This is a genomic window from Butyricimonas muris (assembly GCF_046365375.1).
Lineage (GTDB): Bacteria > Bacteroidota > Bacteroidia > Bacteroidales > Marinifilaceae > Butyricimonas > Butyricimonas muris.
On record NZ_JBKEIT010000010.1, the window covers coordinates 184,886 to 204,850 of the forward strand.

15 protein-coding genes are annotated in these 19,965 nt (G+C 44.8%); 4 read left to right on the forward strand and 11 right to left on the reverse strand.

What is annotated here, in order from left to right; all coding sequences use genetic code 11:
• Positions 1-32: 32 nt before the first annotated feature.
• From ACK8P8_RS16580 to ACK8P8_RS16595, 4 genes are all read right to left on the reverse strand, one after another.
• Positions 33-848, reverse strand: a complete 816-nt coding sequence (locus ACK8P8_RS16580) for an outer membrane beta-barrel protein (protein WP_369859604.1) — start codon at positions 846-848, stop codon at positions 33-35.
• Positions 849-860: 12 nt separating this feature from the next.
• Positions 861-2,225: a PCMD domain-containing protein gene (locus ACK8P8_RS16585; protein ID WP_099291173.1), complete on the reverse strand. Its 1,365-nt coding sequence runs from the start codon at positions 2,223-2,225 to the stop codon at positions 861-863.
• A gap of 132 nt (positions 2,226-2,357) precedes the next feature.
• A complete protein-coding gene (locus ACK8P8_RS16590) occupies positions 2,358-2,903 on the reverse strand; it encodes an ORF6N domain-containing protein (protein WP_369859605.1) in 546 nt (181 codons plus the stop codon).
• An 18-nt stretch (positions 2,904-2,921) separates the two neighbouring features.
• Entirely contained in the window at positions 2,922-5,396 is a 2,475-nt protein-coding gene (locus tag ACK8P8_RS16595; RefSeq protein WP_369859606.1) for a YfhO family protein, read from the reverse strand.
• A gap of 151 nt (positions 5,397-5,547) precedes the next feature.
• Between ACK8P8_RS16595 and ACK8P8_RS16600 the strand changes: the two genes are divergently transcribed.
• From ACK8P8_RS16600 to ACK8P8_RS16615, 4 genes are all read left to right on the forward strand, one after another.
• Positions 5,548-6,807, forward strand: coding sequence for an ATP-binding protein (locus ACK8P8_RS16600; RefSeq protein ID WP_369859607.1), 1,260 nt, complete (start codon positions 5,548-5,550; stop codon positions 6,805-6,807).
• 130 nt (positions 6,808-6,937) lie between these two features.
• Positions 6,938-8,038: a glycosyltransferase gene (locus ACK8P8_RS16605; RefSeq protein WP_369859608.1), complete on the forward strand. Its 1,101-nt coding sequence runs from the start codon at positions 6,938-6,940 to the stop codon at positions 8,036-8,038.
• Between the two features lie 63 nt (positions 8,039-8,101).
• Entirely contained in the window at positions 8,102-10,255 is a 2,154-nt protein-coding gene (locus tag ACK8P8_RS16610; RefSeq protein ID WP_369859609.1) for a lipopolysaccharide biosynthesis protein, read from the forward strand.
• Positions 10,240-11,019, forward strand: a complete 780-nt coding sequence (locus ACK8P8_RS16615) for a polysaccharide deacetylase family protein (RefSeq protein WP_369859610.1) — start codon at positions 10,240-10,242, stop codon at positions 11,017-11,019. Before ACK8P8_RS16610 ends, ACK8P8_RS16615 begins: the two co-directional genes overlap by 16 nt.
• On the opposite strand, the gene ACK8P8_RS16620 is transcribed toward ACK8P8_RS16615, so the two are convergent.
• The 7 genes from ACK8P8_RS16620 to ACK8P8_RS16650 all read right to left on the reverse strand — a co-directional run bounded on the left by ACK8P8_RS16620 (position 11,016) and on the right by ACK8P8_RS16650 (position 19,947).
• A complete protein-coding gene (locus ACK8P8_RS16620) occupies positions 11,016-12,197 on the reverse strand; it encodes a glycosyltransferase family 4 protein (RefSeq protein ID WP_227216844.1) in 1,182 nt (393 codons plus the stop codon). The genes ACK8P8_RS16615 and ACK8P8_RS16620 overlap by 4 nt on opposite strands.
• Before the next feature lie 3 nt (positions 12,198-12,200).
• Positions 12,201-13,235 (reverse strand): glycosyltransferase family 2 protein, encoded by a 1,035-nt coding sequence (locus ACK8P8_RS16625; RefSeq protein WP_369859611.1) that lies wholly within the window; start codon positions 13,233-13,235, stop codon positions 12,201-12,203.
• Between the two features lie 11 nt (positions 13,236-13,246).
• Positions 13,247-15,175, reverse strand: a complete 1,929-nt coding sequence (gene asnB / locus ACK8P8_RS16630) for an asparagine synthase (glutamine-hydrolyzing) (protein ID WP_369859612.1) — start codon at positions 15,173-15,175, stop codon at positions 13,247-13,249.
• 253 nt (positions 15,176-15,428) lie between these two features.
• Positions 15,429-16,442 carry a D-glucuronyl C5-epimerase family protein gene (locus ACK8P8_RS16635; protein ID WP_369859613.1) on the reverse strand — a complete coding sequence of 338 codons (1,014 nt, stop codon included), beginning with the start codon at positions 16,440-16,442 and terminating at the stop codon, positions 15,429-15,431.
• A gap of 8 nt (positions 16,443-16,450) precedes the next feature.
• Positions 16,451-17,746, reverse strand: coding sequence for a glycosyltransferase family 4 protein (locus ACK8P8_RS16640; protein ID WP_369859614.1), 1,296 nt, complete (start codon positions 17,744-17,746; stop codon positions 16,451-16,453).
• Position 17,747: 1 nt separating this feature from the next.
• Positions 17,748-18,809: a non-hydrolyzing UDP-N-acetylglucosamine 2-epimerase gene (gene wecB / locus ACK8P8_RS16645; protein WP_369859615.1), complete on the reverse strand. Its 1,062-nt coding sequence runs from the start codon at positions 18,807-18,809 to the stop codon at positions 17,748-17,750.
• Positions 18,810-18,819: 10 nt separating this feature from the next.
• Entirely contained in the window at positions 18,820-19,947 is a 1,128-nt protein-coding gene (locus tag ACK8P8_RS16650; RefSeq protein ID WP_369859616.1) for a DegT/DnrJ/EryC1/StrS family aminotransferase, read from the reverse strand.
• Between the last annotated feature and the right edge of the window lie 18 nt (positions 19,948-19,965).

The following is a 19,965-nucleotide window of genomic DNA, read 5'->3' on the forward strand; positions in this document are numbered from 1 at the left end:
GCAATGATGAGTTGCGGCCTTTTATTTTATGGTTATTTGAATGGATTTAATTTGGGTGGCTTGATGTTAAATAGATTGTAACTCAAGACCAAACTTCCTCTCATGTGCAGCATTTTATAATCGAAATATTGATTGCTGGGTTTGAATATATCTTTGAATCCGCAACTAAACCGTAACCCGAGTTCGATACGGGGAAATAGTTGGCGTTCGTATCCGGCAATGAACCCCATATCCCAGCTATCCAAAATATTGCTAAAGTTAATATGCAAAGGATTACTCGGGTCAATAGAACCGTTATAGACTTTATCATCGGTCATCATGTATCCTTTGGTCACCGTATTTCGAAATTTGGCATTAATGATCCATGCCCCGTAGAGTCCAACCAGAATACGGTCTTTTTGATTGCTAAACGTGTATTTGAAATAAAGAGGAACTTCCAGCATGGTAAAATCCATTGACATTTCGGCAGAGCCGCAAAAACGGGAAATAATATTGTTTTTATCGTCATGAAATCTCTGGTCATCAATACGGGCGTCAGCATCAATAGCCACTTTTTTGTACGTGAGTTCTGCGCCTAATGTCCATTTCTTTGTTACAGGGAAAGTTAGTTTTGCTCCCAATGATGGCGAAAGTTTAGGATAGGGGTTGAACACGTCCGGAACATTACTGAACGGAAACGGGATAGCTCCACCAATATCAGTTCCCAGCTGAACTCCAAGAGCGAATCGATATTCTACTTGATCATCAGTATCTACTGAAGTCGTGTTAGGCTTTGATTGATTGTTGTCTTGGGCAACGGTATTTAAAGTACAAAATAATGGTACAAGTAAAAGGTATATCAGTTTCATTTTCTTTTCAGGTTAAAAGTTTACAACAACGTTATCAACGGTTAAGGTACTACCTTTAGCTCCGATAAACAGATCTCCTTGTCTACTGGAAGTCATTACAATAGATATATGTGTCGGTTCCAGATCTTTGTACTTGCTATCGTATTTAATCGGGATCGTGTAATTGTTCCAGTTGCGTAATGCTGTATTCGCTCCATCAAAAATGATTTCCCCTTTTCCTAAAACCTTTAGGCCGTCAACGGGATCCCCGTGATATTCTAATTCTCCGTTACCTTCCCAGCGAAGTAGTTCAACCCAGATACGTCCTTGGTCAACTCCTGTCGTATCTTTTAATTTGTAAGAATTTAGTCCCACTTTTTCTGAGCGTTGGAATTTTACACCAGCTTCGTATTTGGCATCAACAGAAATGGATTCCGGACGCATGATAAATGGTATTCCGAAATAGGTCATTAACGGGGGATTGCTTAAAGCAGAAATATTTATTTGGAAGTACCCGGTAAATATTGTTCCGGCCGTTATTAACTCTCCGATACCCAAACCGCTTAAATTTTGGATGCCTGTCTGGAGTTGAGCGGCGTACCCGTTTTGATAAGGAACCGGAGTAGTCCCTTGTACGAATGAATTATTTGCCGTTGCCCATCCAAGCCCCTTGCCCGGTGTCGGATCTATGTTTACTTTAGAAGTATTTTCGTTAATCCATAATTCAAAATTGGAATTTTCAATTGTCGGAACAACTTGTATATTCCAAACACGTTCGTCTTGATTGTCTTTTGCGATTAAAATGATTTGTTTTTTATCGTAGGGACCGGAAAACGTGAAAGGAGATATTGCAGAACCGGCTTTGATTTCTCCGTTATGAGTAATGTCAGCCTCAATAGTTACTGGCCAGCTGAAATCTTTCTTGAAGTTAATTCGGATATTATTATCATGAATGGAAACATTTACATCCTTTTCAGCATGATTCGTAATATGAAAGTTAGTAATGTCTGCGTTAGGCTTATCCTTTAATACGATTTGCCCCAAGTGGGGTACACCGCTCTCTGAAATAAGGTAAAAAGATTGTGGAGTATATACATCCTTGAATGTAAGCTCTTTAAGGTTTAATGGATTTTCATCCACGCTAATGGCCTTATCTGTAGTTGAAGAAAATTTGATATTAGCCTTTATCGTGAGTGGAAATAATTTCCTTCCGTAATCCAATGGAATACTTACCACGTTATTACTAACGGTAATGCCTTCTTTATTTAATACGATCCCTTCTGTTTGATCAGTAATTGAGAAAGAAACAATCTCCGCATCGTCACTTAACTTGCTTACTTTCTCACATGAACTGAATAATCCAAGTGCTAGTAAAAGAATCCCGTAATATTTTCTCATATAAATTTAATTTTCGTAATACTCAGCAATTTTTATGCCATCCGTATAAATACGGAAATGAGGGTACAAAGTTATTGGTTTGGTACTTATTTGTTTATTATTTATCGTTATTATTTCCCGGTAATTCGTATCCTATGCGCTTCTTTCTTTGGGTTGTCGATTTTGGGCTTGTAATTCTGCCAGTGTTTGATTTATCAATTCGAGCTGTATACTTGTATCTTCATTAATAGTATTTTGGTCTGCAAAAATATCTTCGATATAGTCTTTCAAATTTCTCATTTCTTTTTGCAAAAGACTAATTTTATCTAAAGGTGCCTCTAATACTATTTGACGCATTTTTACAAATGCTCTCATGATAGATATATTTACTTGGACAGCGATTCCGGAACGTAATATTCCAGATAACATAGCAACACCTTCTTGGGTAAAAGCAAAAGGTGCGACATAGCTGTGTTTCATTGTTGCGGGCAACTGGTCGCAATTTGCGACCAGTTCTTTCCATTCTTGAGTGGATAAAACAAACATAAAATCTTCGGGAAAACGTTCAATATTACGTTTTACTTGTTCTTTCAAACGTTTTGTTTCCACTTGATACAATTCCGCCAAATCGAAATCCAACATCACTTTCTGCCCTCGGATTTCGTATATCTTACTCTGTATTAATTGAAAATGGTCCATGATTGATATGCTCTTGCGTTATTCTTTTTTCTTCATATACCGCATGATATAGAATACAATACCGCCCAACAAAGCTAACAAAAGAAGACTTGAACTTATAGCTGAAATTCGGGCTCCCATGTAATAAGACTCCGGTTTGTATTCGAATGTAACGGTATGTTCTCCTGCGGGGACTATGACGGCACGTAAGATATAATCAGCCCTGAGAAGATCGGTTTTGTTACCGTCGATATAAACATTCCAGCCTTTGGGATAATATATTTCACTGAATACGGCCAATTGTTCGTTTGCCGCGGAAGTCTTGTATTCCAATTTGTTCGGGGCGTACGAGGTCAATTGTATCGTGGCGTTCTCGTCAAAATTGAAACCTTTATCTTGAATGACGGATTCAAACTCTTTGCTGATGACGGCAGATTCTCTCGGGTCTATTTGTTTCAGCCCGAGTAATTCTTCATCCGGCGTGTTCACGAGTTCATAATCCTTGACAAACCATGCGTTCCCGTAAGCGTATTTATTGTTGACGGGGGCGGAATTGGCATGCACGATGACATATTTCGTGTTCAACATATTCAACACGGTTTGCTTGGAAAGACTTTCTTCCATGGCAGAGAGTGTTGGAGAACTTTCCAGCGTTTTACCGATACTTTGCATCTCGGGATAGATGAAATAATCAATAATATCTTGGTAACGCTGTAACTTGGCGGCACTGTATCCCCCGATCGTCTTGTGATGATAACTGGTATGCGAATCATTGAACGTGTTCACGGATATATCCAGTACCCGATAATTCGGGTCTTTATCTGCAAGGATGGCTTGATCCACCGGACGAGGTTGGTATTGATTGTTAAACTCCCGTTGTTTTACAAAATGGTCGTTATTGAGGTAACGTTTATCCACGGTCCACATATCGGCAAGAATCAATAGTCCCATGGCGATCACGACATGAGTGCTTTTGATTTTCTGAATCATCCATGTCCAGATAACGACGCCCGCCAATAAGATAAATACCAAAGAACGGAATGCGTCCGAGCGAAGCAGGGATTCCCGGTCTTGGGGTAAATATTGTCTGAGCCAATCCGGGTATTGACTGTCTGCCGGCGAAACGAAACTTCCGGCTAAATCGGGTAATAATGCGAACAAGGCGCAAATACCACCGGTAACTCCTACGGCTATTTTCAATCCTTTGAGCAGAGTCTTTTTCTCGTATTCCCCGTTAAGAATTTTGTTCAGAGTATATATCCCTAGCAAAGGAATGGTCAACTGCAACACGATCAATATCATGGACGGCACCCGGAATTTGTTGTATAGCGGGATGTAGTCATAGAAGAAACTCGACAGGAACATGAAATTCCGTCCCCAGCCCAAGAATAGAGCCAGTAAAGAAATTCCCACTATCCACCACTTCATGGGTCCTTTGATTAACACGAGTCCCAACACGAAAAGGAAAATGGCGATAGCTCCCATGTACATCGGTCCCGCCGTGAATGCCTGTTCGCCCCAGTACAAGGGTAATTGTTGAATGATTTGATCGGCGTTCGACGCTCCTTGACTATTCAGGAATTTGTATGTTTCCGAATTTTTGTCTAACGCTCCGCCGGAAGCTCCACCCTTGAAGTTCGGTATCATCAGATTGAGGGTTTCGTCAATCCCGTAACTCCATGCGGTGGCGTATTCTTTATCCAACCCGCCTTTGGTTTGGCTATTTTGGTTTAAGGTCAATTCCGACCCGCCTCGCATCGTGTACTTGCTATATTCCCACGTCGGCCACAAGTGATTTATATTTGTGGCTGCTGCGAATAGAACCGCTACCACGAGTAGCGTGACGGTTTTGAAAAAAGCGGGAAGTGCCTTTGCCTTGACGGCTTTGTATAATTGTGCTATTCCGTAGAATAAAACGATAAAAGCGAGATAATACGTGATTTGCGGGTGATTCGCCATGATTTGGAAAGCAAGCGTTATCCCGAAGAATACCGCCCCCAACCACCGATTCTTTCGGAAGGCGAAAACGACAGAAGCCAAGACCATGGGCATTAATGATATTGCCACCATCTTCGCGTTATGTCCTACTTGAAGAATCTGGAAATTGTACGAGCAGAAACCAAAAGCGAGAGCACCCACGATAGATAACCACGGGTTTACCCCGAAAGCCAGTAATAACAGGTAGAAACTGACAAGCCCTAAAATCAGATAGCTGGCAGGGCGAGGTCCCACGAACAGACCGTCATACACGTTTTTCAAGTAATTGCCTTTATATTCCGTGGAGATCATTGTGGTTGGCATTCCGCTGAACATGGAGTTTGTCCACAACGGCTCTTCTCCTGTTTGTTCCCGAAACTGTATAATCTCGTTCGCCGCCCCTCGCCACGAGGAAATATCCGATTGCATTACTATTTTGCCCTCGAATAAAGCCGGAAAGTAAGCGTAGGCAATAACGATAAATAGGATAAAAGCTACAAGATAAGGATAAAACGATTTGAGCTTCGGCATCTTCATGTTTTTGTGTTTTAATGTATTCGATTTCTCGCGAAAGTAAAAAATATAATTATCAAAATAGAGGAATGTATTTAAAAAATGCTTTTTTTCAAAGGGAAATGCATAACTTTGTTCCGAAAAACCGTCACATGTGACACTTATTCGTAATAAGATGATCATTAATAGAAGTGTATATATAGATAAATTACGACGTTCGAAAGGTAATGGGCTTGTCAAAATTATCACAGGATTACGTCGTTCCGGCAAATCATTCCTTCTGAAGAAACTTTTCCGTCAGTATTTGCTGGACGAAGGAGTTAAGGATGACCATATCATTATTGTGGATATGGAGAGCAGAAAAAACAAGGAATTCAAAGACCCGGATTATTTGTTAGATTGGATAGATAGAATTATGCTGGATGATTTTACCTATTATATCATTATAGATGAGGTGCAAGAGGTAAATGATTTTGTAGAAGTCCTTTCCACGTTATCCGTCACGGAGGGAGTAGATGTATATGTGACAGGTTCTAATTCCCGTTTTCTGTCAACAGATGTTGTTACTGAGTTTAGGGGGCGAGGTGATGAGATTCATGTATGGCCTTTGTCATTCAGCGAATTTATGTCCGTGTATAAGGGTTCCAGTGAAGCCGGATGGGCGGAATATATGATGTATGGCGGTTTGCCTCAATTGCTTACACAGGATGGTGATGATAAGAAGGCAGATTTCCTTCGTCATTTGTACCGCACGGTTTATTTGCGTGATATTTACGAACGGAATAATATTGAGTTGAAGTTTGAGTTTGAAGAACTTTCTAAAACACTTGCGTCAAGCATCGGGGCTCCTGTGAATGCGTTGAATATCGCTAATACGTTCAAGTCGGTAAGTCGCGTGCAGAATATATCAGATAAGACTGTGTCTACATATATGGAGTATATGCAGGATGCTTTTTTAATGGAGAAGTCAGAAAGATACGATATAAAAGGTCGCAAGTATATCGGAACATTGTACAAGTGTTATTATCAAGATATAGGATTAAGAAATGCCATCCTTTCGTTTCGCCAAATAGAGCCGACGCATTTGATGGAGAATATTATATATATCGAGATGAGAAGACGCGGGTGGCTGGTGGATGTGGGCAATATTTATCACCGGGCAAGAAATGCACAAGGACAACAACAACGGGTAATATTAGAGGTAGATTTTGTCTGCAATAAAGGAAGCGAACGAATCTATATTCAGTCGGCATGGCGTATGCCGGACGAGGAGAAGATGGAACAGGAAAAGCGTTCGTTGCGTTTGATTGGTGATTCTTTCAGAAAGTTGTTGGTAGTAGGTGAACATGCGAGGTCGTGGAGTGATGAAAATGGGATACGGATGATGAGTATCTACGATTTTTTACTTGATATGACAAGTACGGAAAAGAGATAGTCACTTGCGGGAGTGGGAAATATCTTCGATAAGCAATATAAAAACTAAAAAAGGGAATCTTGGATTAGGCGGTAGATAAATTATTTGTATTTTTAGATTTTTATTTTTTCTCTAAAAATACAAGAGAGTTATGAAAGTTTTTATGTTGGCTAATCCGGTTGCCGTGCATACCCAAAAATGGGTGAAGTCGTTATCCGATAGAGGAATAAATATATTACTATATAGTTTTAGGCCTTACAAGGAAGAGGGGTTTTATAAAAACATGGAGAATGCGGAGGTGCGTGGCTTTACCAAGGAAAGAAATGCACGGGGGATAAAATCGTTTTTCTTGTTTAAGCTATTCTGGTACTATATCCCTTTGGTTTGGGATATCAAGCGACAGATTCGTGCTTACAAACCGGATTTGGTACATTCCCATTGCATCAGTGATAACGGTTTGTTCGGGGTTTTGTCCGGATTTCATCCTCTCTTGGTGTCTGTCTGGGGAACGGATATTTTTGTCTACCCCTCGAAAAGCGGTATTCGGAAACGAATAATCCGTTTTATATTGAAACGGACGGATCATATTCTGTCAACGAGTCACGTGATGGCAGAAGAAACCCGGAAATATACATCCCGGAAGATAGAGATCACTCCTTTTGGAGTGAACGTCAGTTTATTCCGGCAGTTGGAGAAAAAGCCCGACGGGGTATTCACCGTGGGGATTGTGAAGACGTTGGAGTATGGTTACGGGATTGATGTACTTATCGATGCTTTCGCTTTGTTCCGGAAGAAATATGCTGAAACAAGCATGAAGTTGCGTGTTGTCGGGGATGGAAGTTTGAGAGGAAGACTTGAAAAACAGGCAGAAGATTCGGGAGTAGGAGATGATATCATTTTTGAGGGGCGTGTACCGAATCATGAATTGCCGGCGATATTGAATGATTTTGATGTATTTGTAGCTCTTTCGAGAAGTGAGAGTTTTGGAGTCGCGATAGTGGAAGCCATGGCATGCCAATGTCCCGTGATCGTGTCCGATGCCCCGGGATTCGTGGAAATTGTGGAAGACGGAATAAACGGGTTGATTGTGCCTAGGGAGAATGTCGCCGCTGCAGCGGAAGCCATGGAACGTCTTTTTCTGGACGACAGGTTGCGATTTGCTTTAGGAACAAGCGGTCGGGAACGAGTGGAGAAAATGTATGATTGGCAGAAAAATGTTGACACCATGATTGCTTTATATCAGCAGGTATGAGTATCTTTGTTCCCGTTTGAGAAATATTTCGTGTATAGATAAGTTTATATTTTAACGTAAAAGATGTTCGGAGATATAAAACAGACCATGAAGCATACCGTCGTGTATGGCGTTGGAAACTTTGCTTCCAAGTTGGTCGGTTTTATTCTGATTCCGTTGTACACGAACGAAAAATTCTTTTCTCCCGCCGATTACGGGATGCTGAGCCTTCTGGACGTAACGTCCCAAGTATTGGTTGCCGCCATGGGATTGGCTTTTTATGCCGGGCTCGTGCGTTGGTATTGGGATAAGGAGTACGCGGAACGTCAGAAAAGTCTGTTCTTCACGATAATGCTGATGACCACGGTGGCAGCCGTGGGGATGGGTATGATCCTGTGGGGATTCCGGGACTCCATTGAGGTGTTGTTGTTGGCAGGGGAGAAAATGGAGTCGTTTGAACAATTGCCTTACGTGTTCAATTTGCTGTTGGTGTATTCCGTTTTATCCGCGATAGTGGCACCGGTGTTGGATCTGTTGCGGTTGAAAAGCCGTTCCGTGCAGTTCTCGGTAGTCAATATTTTGAAATTGGTCGTTACCTTGGGTGTAACTGTTTATTTTATCGTGGGGCGGCAAAAGGGAATTACCGGGGTGTACGAGGCGCAAGTGATCGGGGCTATATTCCAAATATTACTCCTGTTGCCTTTCATTATAAAAAATTCAGCCTTGAAATTGGAATTTGCAGCTATTAAGCAAATTCTTTCGTATAGCTACCCGTTGATGTTCCCCGCTATCGTGGGCGGTTTATTGACCGTTTTCGATAAATATATGCTGAATTACATGAAAGGGATGGATGATGTTGCCTTTTATGCATTCGGTTATAAAATCGGTAACACGTTGAAAATATTCATCGTTGCTTCCGTTCAATTGGCACTGACGCCCTTGATGATGAAAAAAATAAACGACCCGAACAATCGACGTTTTTATTCAAAGATATTTACTTATCTCTCTTTCGGAGGAATGTATTGTGTTTTGGGGTTAAGTTTATTATCCAGAGAATTGATTGCCTTGGTGGCGTCTAATCCTGCGTATTATGCTTCCGTGTATATCGTTCCTTTTATCACTTTCGGGATATTCTTCGGTATGTTGCGGGATGCTTCCGTTATCGGTTTACAAATCACGAAACGGACAAAAATTATCAGTTCCTCGATCATCTTGATCACGTTTATAAATCTGGGATTGAATATACTTTTGATCCCCGCGATGGGAATGTACGGGGCTGCATTGGCAACCTTGGTGGCGCAAATAATTTCTTGGGGCATACCCTACTATTTCGCGCAAAAGGCTTATCCGATACCCTACGAGTTGGGTAAGTTGGGAAAAGTTCTTGCGGTTGGTACGGCAATCTATCTTCTGAGCGTTTTGACGGCTCCGTTGAATATATGGATTGCTTTCATTATCAAGATCGGGTTGTTGGTCGCGTATCCTTTTATGCTCTATGCATGGAAATTTTACGATGACGTGGAACTTCAAAGAATCACGGGGATGTGGGATAATTGGAAATTGATGTTGGGATATTATTGGTCTTCTTTGACCTCTATGCCCCGTAAAACAGTTAATCTGGGAAAGACTGTTGTTGCCGGGCGATTGAGTAGGGAATTTAGTAAACGAAAGGCTAAATTTTTATTTTTAGTGCCTCGTAAGAGAATAGCTATAGCCTTGTTGGATAAAAGTAAATATCATAACGATTTCGCCGCGTATTACGAAACGGTGAAAGGCAAGAACTCGGTCAAGTATTTTCATCAGCAGGCGCACAAGAAAGGGGCTGAATTTCGGTCTATTGAACCGGAGTTATTCGAGAATGAGATTTTTGAAGTGAACACTTCATTGGAAGTACGGCAGGGAAAAGAGATAAAACAAGAATATTTGCAGCGGGGAAATATTACCCGGGGCGAGGGGATGGACGTGTACGGGGTGTTTATGGATGATAAACTGGTCGGGTATATCCGTACATTGCATTTGGGCGAAACGATATTTATAAATAATATATTGGGGCATGGCGCTTATCTGAAAGCAGGGGTTGTGTATTTCTTGCTTTTGGAAGTCGTGCAGCGTTGCTTTGAGCGGGACGATGTAAGGTATATCATTTATGACTCTTATTGGGGAAATTCCCGAGGGTTAGCTTTATTTAAAAAACGTTTCCATTTTGAACCGACTAAAGTGACATGGATAAACCGATGAACCGCTGGAAAAGAATATATCATAAGTTATTTCGGCAGAAAGACCGGATAGGGGAGTATGAAGCTCTCTTGAAACGGGCTTTGGAGAACGGCTATCGGGTAATGTCGTTACTTGAATGGGTGCGGGAAGATTATCCGTCGGGGCATGTTCTCTTGCTTCGTCACGATGTGGATATAGATTCCCGCGGGGCGGAAAGGATGTTCGAGGTGGAAAGGCGTTTAGGAGTTCATGCCTCTTATTATTTCCGGCATTTAACCATGAAATCCTCTCTCGTGAAACGAATGCTTCGTGAAGGATTCGAGGTCGGACTGCATTACGAAACCTTGGCCTTGAAGATGAGGTACTTGCAATTGAAAGACAAAAAAGAGATTTCTTCCGAAATCCTTCTCTCCTGTCAACAACAATTAGCCGGGGAAATCCAAGAATTTAGAAAGAGTTTCGGTTCCATGACCTCTCTCTGTTCCCACGGTGCGGCTTGGAACAGGAAACTGGGTGTCCCGAATCATATTCTCGTGGACGATACGTTCAAAAAAGAGCATGATATCCTTTTCGAGGCTTACGACGAAGCTTTGAGGGAAAGAATCACGACCTACATATCGGATGCCTCGGTGACCGACGCTTCTGTCTGGCGATACGGTAAATCCCCTGTCGAGGCTATCGAGCAAGGTGATTCCGTGATCCTGTTATTGACTCACCCTGAGCATTGGAATCATCATTTTCTCTCGAATGTGCGCAAACTTTGGTTGTCTTTCTTAGATCGTTAGTATATCGTATTCAACGTGTTGCCTGCCACTACCGAGTTGTATTTTTCCAACACGGCTTTCTTCCCGTTCTCTCCCATGCGTTTCCGTTCTTCCGGGTGTTGATAGAGATAGATGATTTTTTCCGTGAGGTCGCCCACGTCCTCGTTCCGGAATACCATTCCGCCTCCGGTTTCTTCGATTAATTCCAACTGGGGGGTACAATCCGACACCAGTACGGGAGTTTCAAACAGCATGTATTGGTAAACCTTGTTGGCAATACCGGAATCATGTTGCGGATTCTTGATTAAAGGGGATAACCCGATAGCGGATTGGCGGGCAAAAGCGGGAAACTCGGACAGATCCTTCCATTTGTGGTAAATGATTTGCTCTTTTATTTGAGGATCATCCATATAGGTCTTGAATACTTCTTTATCCCCTTTATCAATAGGACCGATAAGCAATAGTTTTATATCCGGGTACTTCGGGGCAAGTTCTTTTAACGCTTTAAAACAGGTAATCAATCCGCGGCGTACACCGATAGCCCCGAAATAGAACATGATAAAATCTTGCTTGGCAACCGTTTCGGGAGCGGTATCGTGTTTTAAAAGTTCCTCCGTGTCCGGCACGTTGGGATAAATAACGAAGCGTTTTCCCGCGAGTGACGGGTATTTTTGTTTTAACTCTTCTTGAAAGCTATGACACAACACGACGATGTTGTCGGCATATTCAAGGTATCTTTTTTCCAGTTTTTCCCAGCGTTTGGGAACCACGAGCAAACTCTTCGGGAAAGTCGTTGCCCACGTGTAGGATTGTATCGCTGCCGGGAAGTTCTCGTGCAAGTCGAGAGTAATCGGGAGCCGGTATTCGCGGCTGCCCGTGTACACGGGTTTTGCCATGTACAGATCATGCGTGTGTAAGGCTTCTACCCCGGTATTTTTTATGAAACGACGGATTTGTTTTTGCCATATCCAGTTGTATAGCGGGAAACGGTTCACGATTCCGAACAGGATTTCTCTTTGCCTGTTTGACATCTTGAAGCGTGTGATTTTAGTTTTGCCGATAGTCCCCGATAGTCCGATATTCAGCAAATCCGGACAGAGAACGTGTATCTCGTGCCCGTGATTTTCCAAAACCTTGATCTCGTTCAGTACCCGTTGATCTCTCGTGATCTCTTTATCTAATATGACACCTATTTTCATGTCTTACTTTTTATTTCCGTAATAATTCTTTGAAAATCCCCTCACCTCTTTGCCCAACAAGGCATTCCACCCTCCCCACAGAAGCCCGAATCCGTATGCGAACACTTGAATCAATAGCGTGATGATTGACAAGAAGGCAACCGCGAGACTGTGATACTTTCCCAAAGATTGAAGGAAAGCCAGCAGGCAAACCGCCAGCAGTCCGCAACCGGCAATGCTCCACAGGACACGTATCGGGAATATTAGCCCCGTGAAACAGGTCACAATGGCTAATCCGAACAGACCGAGGATAAGGATCGCGGGTAACAGATGTACCACTTTCAACGTGTGCGGGTGACGACGGGAGAGGTTGATACGTGCCACTCCCCAGTTGAATATCTGACGGAAGAATTTCGGGATGCTTGTCCGTCGCTTGTGGTAAACGTAAGCATCGGGAATAAGTCCTACATTGAATCCGGCATTGTATATACGCATCGAGTAATCCATGTCTTGCCCGTGGCGAAGGCCTCCCATCTCTCCAATCGTGTCATGGACTTCGCGGGATATGCCCATGTTAAAACTCCGGGGATAGAAACGTCCGACATGTTTTTTATTTCCTCGCGTGCCGCCCGTGCCGATAAAAGAAGTCATGGAATAATTGATCGCTTTTAACAGAGGGGAGAAAGAGGGATGACACGTGTCGGGTCCGCCGAAAGCGTCGTAATGGTGTTCGTTTTGTACTTTCTCTATTTCACGTAGCCAATGGGGGGGAAACATGCAATCCGAATCCACGAAGATAAAATAATCTCCTTTGGCTTCCCGCATCCCGTGATTTCTTGCGGCTCCCGGACCTTGATTCTTTTGGTAGACGGCACGAATCTGCAAACCGCTTGCCGAACGGTATTGCTCTATAAATTCCCGAAAACCGTCTTTCGAACCGTCATCCACGAAAAGAAATTCAAAAAGTTCCCGATCACCTTCCATTCTTTCGGCACTATCGAGAAGTTCTTTCACTTCATCCAATCGGTTGTAAACGGCTATGATAATAGAATATTTCATACATTTTCCCTTTAATAATAAGCCTCAATATTATCTTCCACCCGTTTATAGATAAATTGCTGTTCCCAAATCGCGAGCCCTAGGATAATCCAAATGAAATTATAGTGCCACCGGAGTTTCGGGTGAGCCGGATAATCCAAGATATACCGGATATATTCGTAATTGAATATACCTTGTTTTTCGATGTATTCCTTCGTCAGAATCTTTTCGGCGGTATCCTTCAAATCCTTCTTGAACTGGAGATACGGGTTCACCGTGAATCCCCATTTCTTCTTGGTGATGATTTTGGGCGGCAGATAAGGTTTCATGGCTTCCCGGAACAGATACTTCGTCTGGTTATTCTTGATTTTCAGTTCCACGGGCAGAGAGAATCCGAAATCCACCAGATCTCGGTCGAGGAAAGGCACCCGTTCTTCCACGGAATGAGCCATTGACATCCGGTCGTCCGTGAGCAGGTAATCATTCACCATTTTGGACTGGAACTCCGCGTATAGCACTTGATTTAGCGCGTTCTCGTTCTTCACGTCGTTGAAAATCTTATCGAACTCCTTGTGAACCGGAATAAGTTCCGCTTGGTGTTGATGCAAAAACTTCTCCGAGTAAATATTCTTGTAGAATGGCATGTCGTAATCCCACGCGTTACGGAGGATAAGATAAAAGCGTTCCACGTCCCCGATCGAGAGAAGCATTTGTACTCCCCGTCGGTACTCGTCATATCTCAAAGACTTGGAATTATTTTGTAGTTTGAAAATAAAATCCGATTTCCAACGTCCGAAGCGTTGCATCCATCGCGGCATATGGCGGTGCCATTGGTTGAACGGGTAAACGAACTTGTGAATATCGTACCCGGCAAATAGCTCGTCCCCGCCTAATCCCCCCAGTACAACTTTCACCGTGGGGTGGACGAACGCCGACATGTTGAATCCCTGCAACAAATTGATTTTCGGTTCTTCCGCGTGCCATATAACTTGTGGCATTTGTTGCATCGGGTTCATCGACAGACTCAACGTGTGATGATTCGTATGAAAGTAATCCGCTATCTGTTGCGCGTCGGGAAATTCGTCCGTGGGTTCGTTGAATCCCATGGTAAACGTGTTGATTTCCGGTACTCCCAATTCATGCATCTTTTGCACGATAGCGGAAGAATCCAACCCTCCCGAAAGATATACTCCCACGGGGACGTCACTCACCAGCTGGCGTTTCACGGCCTGTTTGATCAACGCGTTCATCCGCTCCTTTGCTTCGTCTTCCGTGATGGAGCGATCGACATCGACAGACAATTGCCAGTAACGTTTTACCGTGAACAACCCTTTCTCGAACACGGCATAATGTGCCGGCGGGATACGTTTGATTCCCTCGAACAGGGTTTCGTTGCCTTGCGTGTACCGCAAGTTTAAGTGAACGTGTAAGGCCTTCAGGTTGAGTTGTCGCTCGTACTTGGGATGAAGGATAATGGATTTTTGCTCCGAGCCGAATACCAGTACGCCGTCTTTCAAAAAATAGTGAAGCGGTTTCACCCCGAAATGATCCCGTGCGAGAATCAAGCGCTCGTTCTTCATGTCCAGCAGGGCAAAAGCGAAAATACCGTTCAGTTTGTTGAAGAACCCGGTACCGTGTTCCTCGTACAAGTGAACCAGCACCTCCGTGTCGGTAGCCGTGTAAAACACGTGTCCTTTATTTTTTAATTCTTCCCGTATCTCCTCGTAATTGTATATTTCCCCGTTGAAAATAACGCAAACCGTTTTATCCTCGTTGAATATGGGTTGATTCCCGCAAGTTGTCACGTCGATAATGGACAAGCGCCGATGCCCGAGAGTAAAATCCTGGTGGACATAGACGGCTTGGTCATCCGGACCGCGGTGTTTTATGGCGGTCAGCATTTCCGACATCAATTCTTTGTTATCCTTGTTGCGTTCAAATATTCCGGCTATTCCGCACATATTCTTTGTTAATTAATTGGACATCGGTTGCATTTTTTACAAAAGTAACACAAAAAAGAGAGATACGGAATATCTATACTTATTTTATGGTTGGGCAGCCTATTCTTAACCCTTGATCTACCTCATGAACGTATCATGGACGTAGCATGAACGTAGCATAAACGTAAATCAGTGTTTATGCTGTGTATATGCTCCGTTCATGCACTACTTATAAGGTAGGGCAAGGGTTATGTAGTGGTAGTAAGGGATAGGGCTATAACCTGTTCAGTTTTTTCAGAGCCTTGAATTTATGGCGATACATTTTCAGGATATTCCGGATATTGTCGTACCGGCGGAATTTTTCACTGTACGCGTGTAATTCTTCTTTACCCGTGATTTGGTGGAGTACCAGCAATTGATGGCGTACCAGCCGGAGATAGCCGATAGTACAGGGGTCGTTTTGCGGGTAACCGGGCAGGTCGCAGCGGTTGAAGCGGGACCAGTAGCCCATGTCGAATTTAGGTAGTTGGTGGATAAGTCCTTCCACACCTTCCTTGAATAGATGGAGGGCGAGGGCATGCCCGTCGGGATTCACTTCTTCCGGGACGGCACGAATGTAATCGTGTAGACCGAAGAGCGAGAATATATGCCCGTCCAACACGCGGGTAGGGCAGGTGGCCGTGTACTCTTCATAGAACGTTTCGCCGATTGCCCGGTCAACGGAAACACCGCCTTCGGATATATCTTTCGTGAAAGGGATAAGGGCAAGTGTTGCCGCGTGCAGGTATTCCGTGTTTCGTGTCATTTGCCATGCCCGCAAGAGGATAGAGATAGCCCGGCTTTGGGTGAATGCCGATTTCCACGGGGTGGTGACGCGGTATTCCGGTTTGGCGGTTTCGGTCAGCCAGTAGCAACCCAATTCGGGCGATTCCTCCCGTTGTTGCATGAACCAATCGGCAAAACGGAGGAAATAGGCTTTCTTTTCGCTATCATGTGTTTTGAGCCAGCTATGAAACACGGCCAAAGCGTATTGCCCGATGGTGATTGGGTAATAGTAATATCCTTTTCCGTCAACCACGTCGATGTAGGAGTGCACGAGGGGAATACCCGCTTCATCAAATTGGAACGGGTGGTTGCCGCCCCGCGTGTTGATTTTGTCCTCTTCAAAAAGAAAATAATAATAAGTCAGTTCAGTGCTTTTGTTGTCCGTGCAAATAGCCAGATGCTTGTTCTCGTTGAAATCGGTCAACAATCTTTTTCCGAAGAATAGGGCATTTTTCAGTTTCATAGGCTTGTTTATTTCGTGTGCCGGGAAAGCACGTGATTCATGAAGTGAGCCAGCTCCCCGGTGGTTGCCTCCCGGGAATAACGGGAACTGTTCGAGAACGAGTAGGCGGGTGTTTGACATTGCCATGCCTCGTGGAGCTTGCGTAATATTCTTTTGGCACCTTCCGTGTCATTGTAGTCGACCATTTCCCCGCATTGACATTCGTCGATAATATGGCGGGCTTCACCCTCGGTATTGCCGATGGCGAGGATGGAACGTTGAGCCCCGATGTACTCGAACAATTTTCCGGTAAGGATGCCCTTGTTGTTCGGTACGTTATCAATGACAAGTAACAGGGCGTCGGACGAGTTGATATGGCGTATCGATTCGTCGTGAGGGAGATAGGATATGTATTCCGTGTCGGCTGTCAGCCCGTTTTCCTCCACGAGTTGTCGCAGTTCGGGGCAGGTGTTCCCGATGAATTTCAGCCGGAACCGTATATTTTCTTCCCGCAATTCCCGAAGGGCGGGGAGTAAGGGTGTCGGGATACGGGTGACTGAAAGTACTCCCGTGTAAGTAATCACGGGGCAGTCGTTACGCGGGAGGGGAGCCGGACGGTTGTCGTAACCGTTGAAGACCAGACAACCGTTTCGCGGTTTTTCGCGTTTGCTTTCGAGCAATTGCAGGATGTCCTTGCTGATGGACACGATGCCATCGGCGGCATTCAAGGCGTCGTGTTCCAGACGACGGTCTTTACGCTCGGCACGGGCACTCCTTTTCAAGTTTTGGTTGTAAACGACCTCTTTCCACGGGTCGCGATAGTCGGCAATCCACGGTTTCCCTGTTTCTCGGGCAAGGGCTTGACCGATTAGTTGCAACGAATGGGGAGGAGAGGAGGTGAGAATCAAATCAATGTTTTCCGACCGGATGATTTTCTTTCCTTCCCTCACGGCGTAACGTTTCCAGCCGACACGGGCATCGGGGATGAAGAGGTTGAGCCGAATCCATTTGGAGAGGCGGGTGACGAGGTTCGGGCTTTTCTCGGAGAGAATATAGGTACCGATGGCGTCCTCTTTCTTTTTGCCGGAAACCAGTTTGAAAATGGAGAACGGTTCGAAAGTTTTTGTCTTGTACACCTTTAGGTGCGACGGGATTTCTTTTTCCAACGAGGGGTCTTTAGCGGGATACTCGCCTTTTCTAACGGTCAGTATCACGGGTTCCCACCCGTACTTGGGCAGGTATTTCGCGAAGTTTAGCACCCGTTGCACTCCCGGTCCCCCGCTTGGCGGCCAATAGTAGGTAATAATCAGAACTTTCTTTTTCATCTTACGCCTCGATTAAAGTATCGACAATCGCTTTCGCGGCATGTCCGTCACCGTACAGGGGGGTAGAAAAGTCAGGGTGCGGTTGCTCCCGGTAGGCTTGGATAATTTTGTCGTATGAATTTCCCGCCAAGGCATTGTAACCGTGGTCAACGAGTTCCGTCCATTCCGTTTCGTTCCGGAGCGTGATACAATATTTCCGGAAGAAGAAAGCCTCTTTTTGTAAGCCCCCGCTATCTGTCATAACGAGCGAGCATTTGTCCAGTAAGTGAATCATTTCAAGGTATCCCACCGGGTCGATGAAACGAATGGGGGAGAGTCGGGTATTATAGCCCGAAGCCTCCAGTTTAGCCCGGGTACGGGGATGAAGGGGGAGAAGGACGTCTTGCTCCCGTGAAATCGTTTCCAGTGCCCGGATGATTTCCGACAAGTATTCGGGAGTATCCGTGTTTTCAGCCCGATGCAGGGTGGCGAGTACAAAATCCCGCTTCAGTTCGATTTGTGGCGGACGGCTGTATTGCCGGTAGAAAAGGGCGGCGTCCAGCATGACATCTCCCGATAGCACGACACGGGAGTCGAAATGGTCGAAGCCTTCGTTTTGCAGGTTTCGGGTAGCCGTTTCCGTCGGGCAGAAAAGGATATCGGAAATGCGGTCTGTCAGAATCCGGTTGATTTCTTCCGGCATGGTCATGTTGAAAGAACGCAACCCGGCTTCCACGTGTGCCACCCGGATATGTAATTTCTTCGCGGCAAGAGCCCCGGCGAGGGTGGAGTTCGTGTCCCCGTACACAAGCACCCAGTCCGGTTTCTTGTCCAGAAGTACTTTTTCGATTTCTTCAAGCATCTTGCCCGTCATGGCACCGTGACTCAGGCTGTTGATATTGAGGTTATAACCGGGAGCGGGAATCCGCATTTCCTCGAAAAACAAATCACTCATATTGGGGTCGAAGTGTTGCCCCGTGTGTATGATGGTTTCGTGAATATCGTCGTGAGTGCTGATTTCCCGGCTGACTACTGCCGCTTTCACGAATTGAGGTCTTGCCCCTACGATGGTGATAATGTTCATGGAACGGGTATTATTGATTAAAAAACGCGTGTATTTGTTGTATGATATATTCTTGAACCTCCGGTTTCATTTCCGTGTGGATGGGCAGGGATAGTACCTCTTCGCTCAGTTGTTCCGACACGGGATACGAGCCTTTCCCTTGTCCTTCCCGGAGGTAGGCTTGTTGCAGGTGTAAAGGAACCGGGTAATATATCATGCTCGGGATGCCTTGGGATTGCAGGAAAGTCTTCAGCTCATCCCTGCGTTTGCCTCCCACTCGTATCGTGTACTGGTGGAACGCGTGCGTGCTGTTGGTAGCCCGGGCGGGAAGTATAATGTCTTTGACGGAAGCCAGTCCCTCGTCGTATTTGTCGGCAACCCGGTTACGGGCGGCAGTGTATTCGCGGAGATGACGTAATTTCACGTCGAGAATGGCGGCTTGTAACGTGTCTAGCCGGGAATTGCAACCCACGATATCGTGGTGGTATTTAATCTTTTGCCCGTGATTGGCAATCATGCGGGCACGTTCTGCCAGTCGGGCGTCCCGGATAAATAAGGCTCCGCCGTCCCCGTAGCATCCCAAGTTCTTGGACGGGAAAAATGAAGTGGTACCGATATCGCCGATACACCCGGATTTCAGTTTCCGTCCGTCGCTGAAAGTGTACTCCGCCCCGATGGATTGTGCGGCATCCTCCACCACGAAGAGGTTGTGGCGTTTGGCAATTTCCATCAAAGGCTCCATGTCGGCACATTGACCGTACAGGTGAACGGGTACGATAGCTTTCGTGCGGGGGGTGATTTTTTCTTCAATCCGGGTAACGTCTATTGTGAAGCGGTCTGCCACACAATCCGCGAACACGGGTTCCAGATGTAATAAGGCTATCACTTCCGCCGTTGCCACGTAGGTATGCACGGGTACAATTACTTCGTCTCCCGGTTGTAAGCCTAAGGCCATCAAGGCAATTTGCAGGGCATCGGTTCCGTTCGCGCAAGTTATCGCGTGCTCCACTTGATTGTATTCCGCGAGGTGTTGTTCAAATTGTTTTACTTGCGGTCCGTTGATAAATGCCGCGGAGTCGAGGACTTCCTGTATGGCGTGGTTTATCTCTTCCCGAATACGTTCGTATTGCCCGTGAAGGTCTACCATGGCTATATTCATGATGGAATATTTTATATT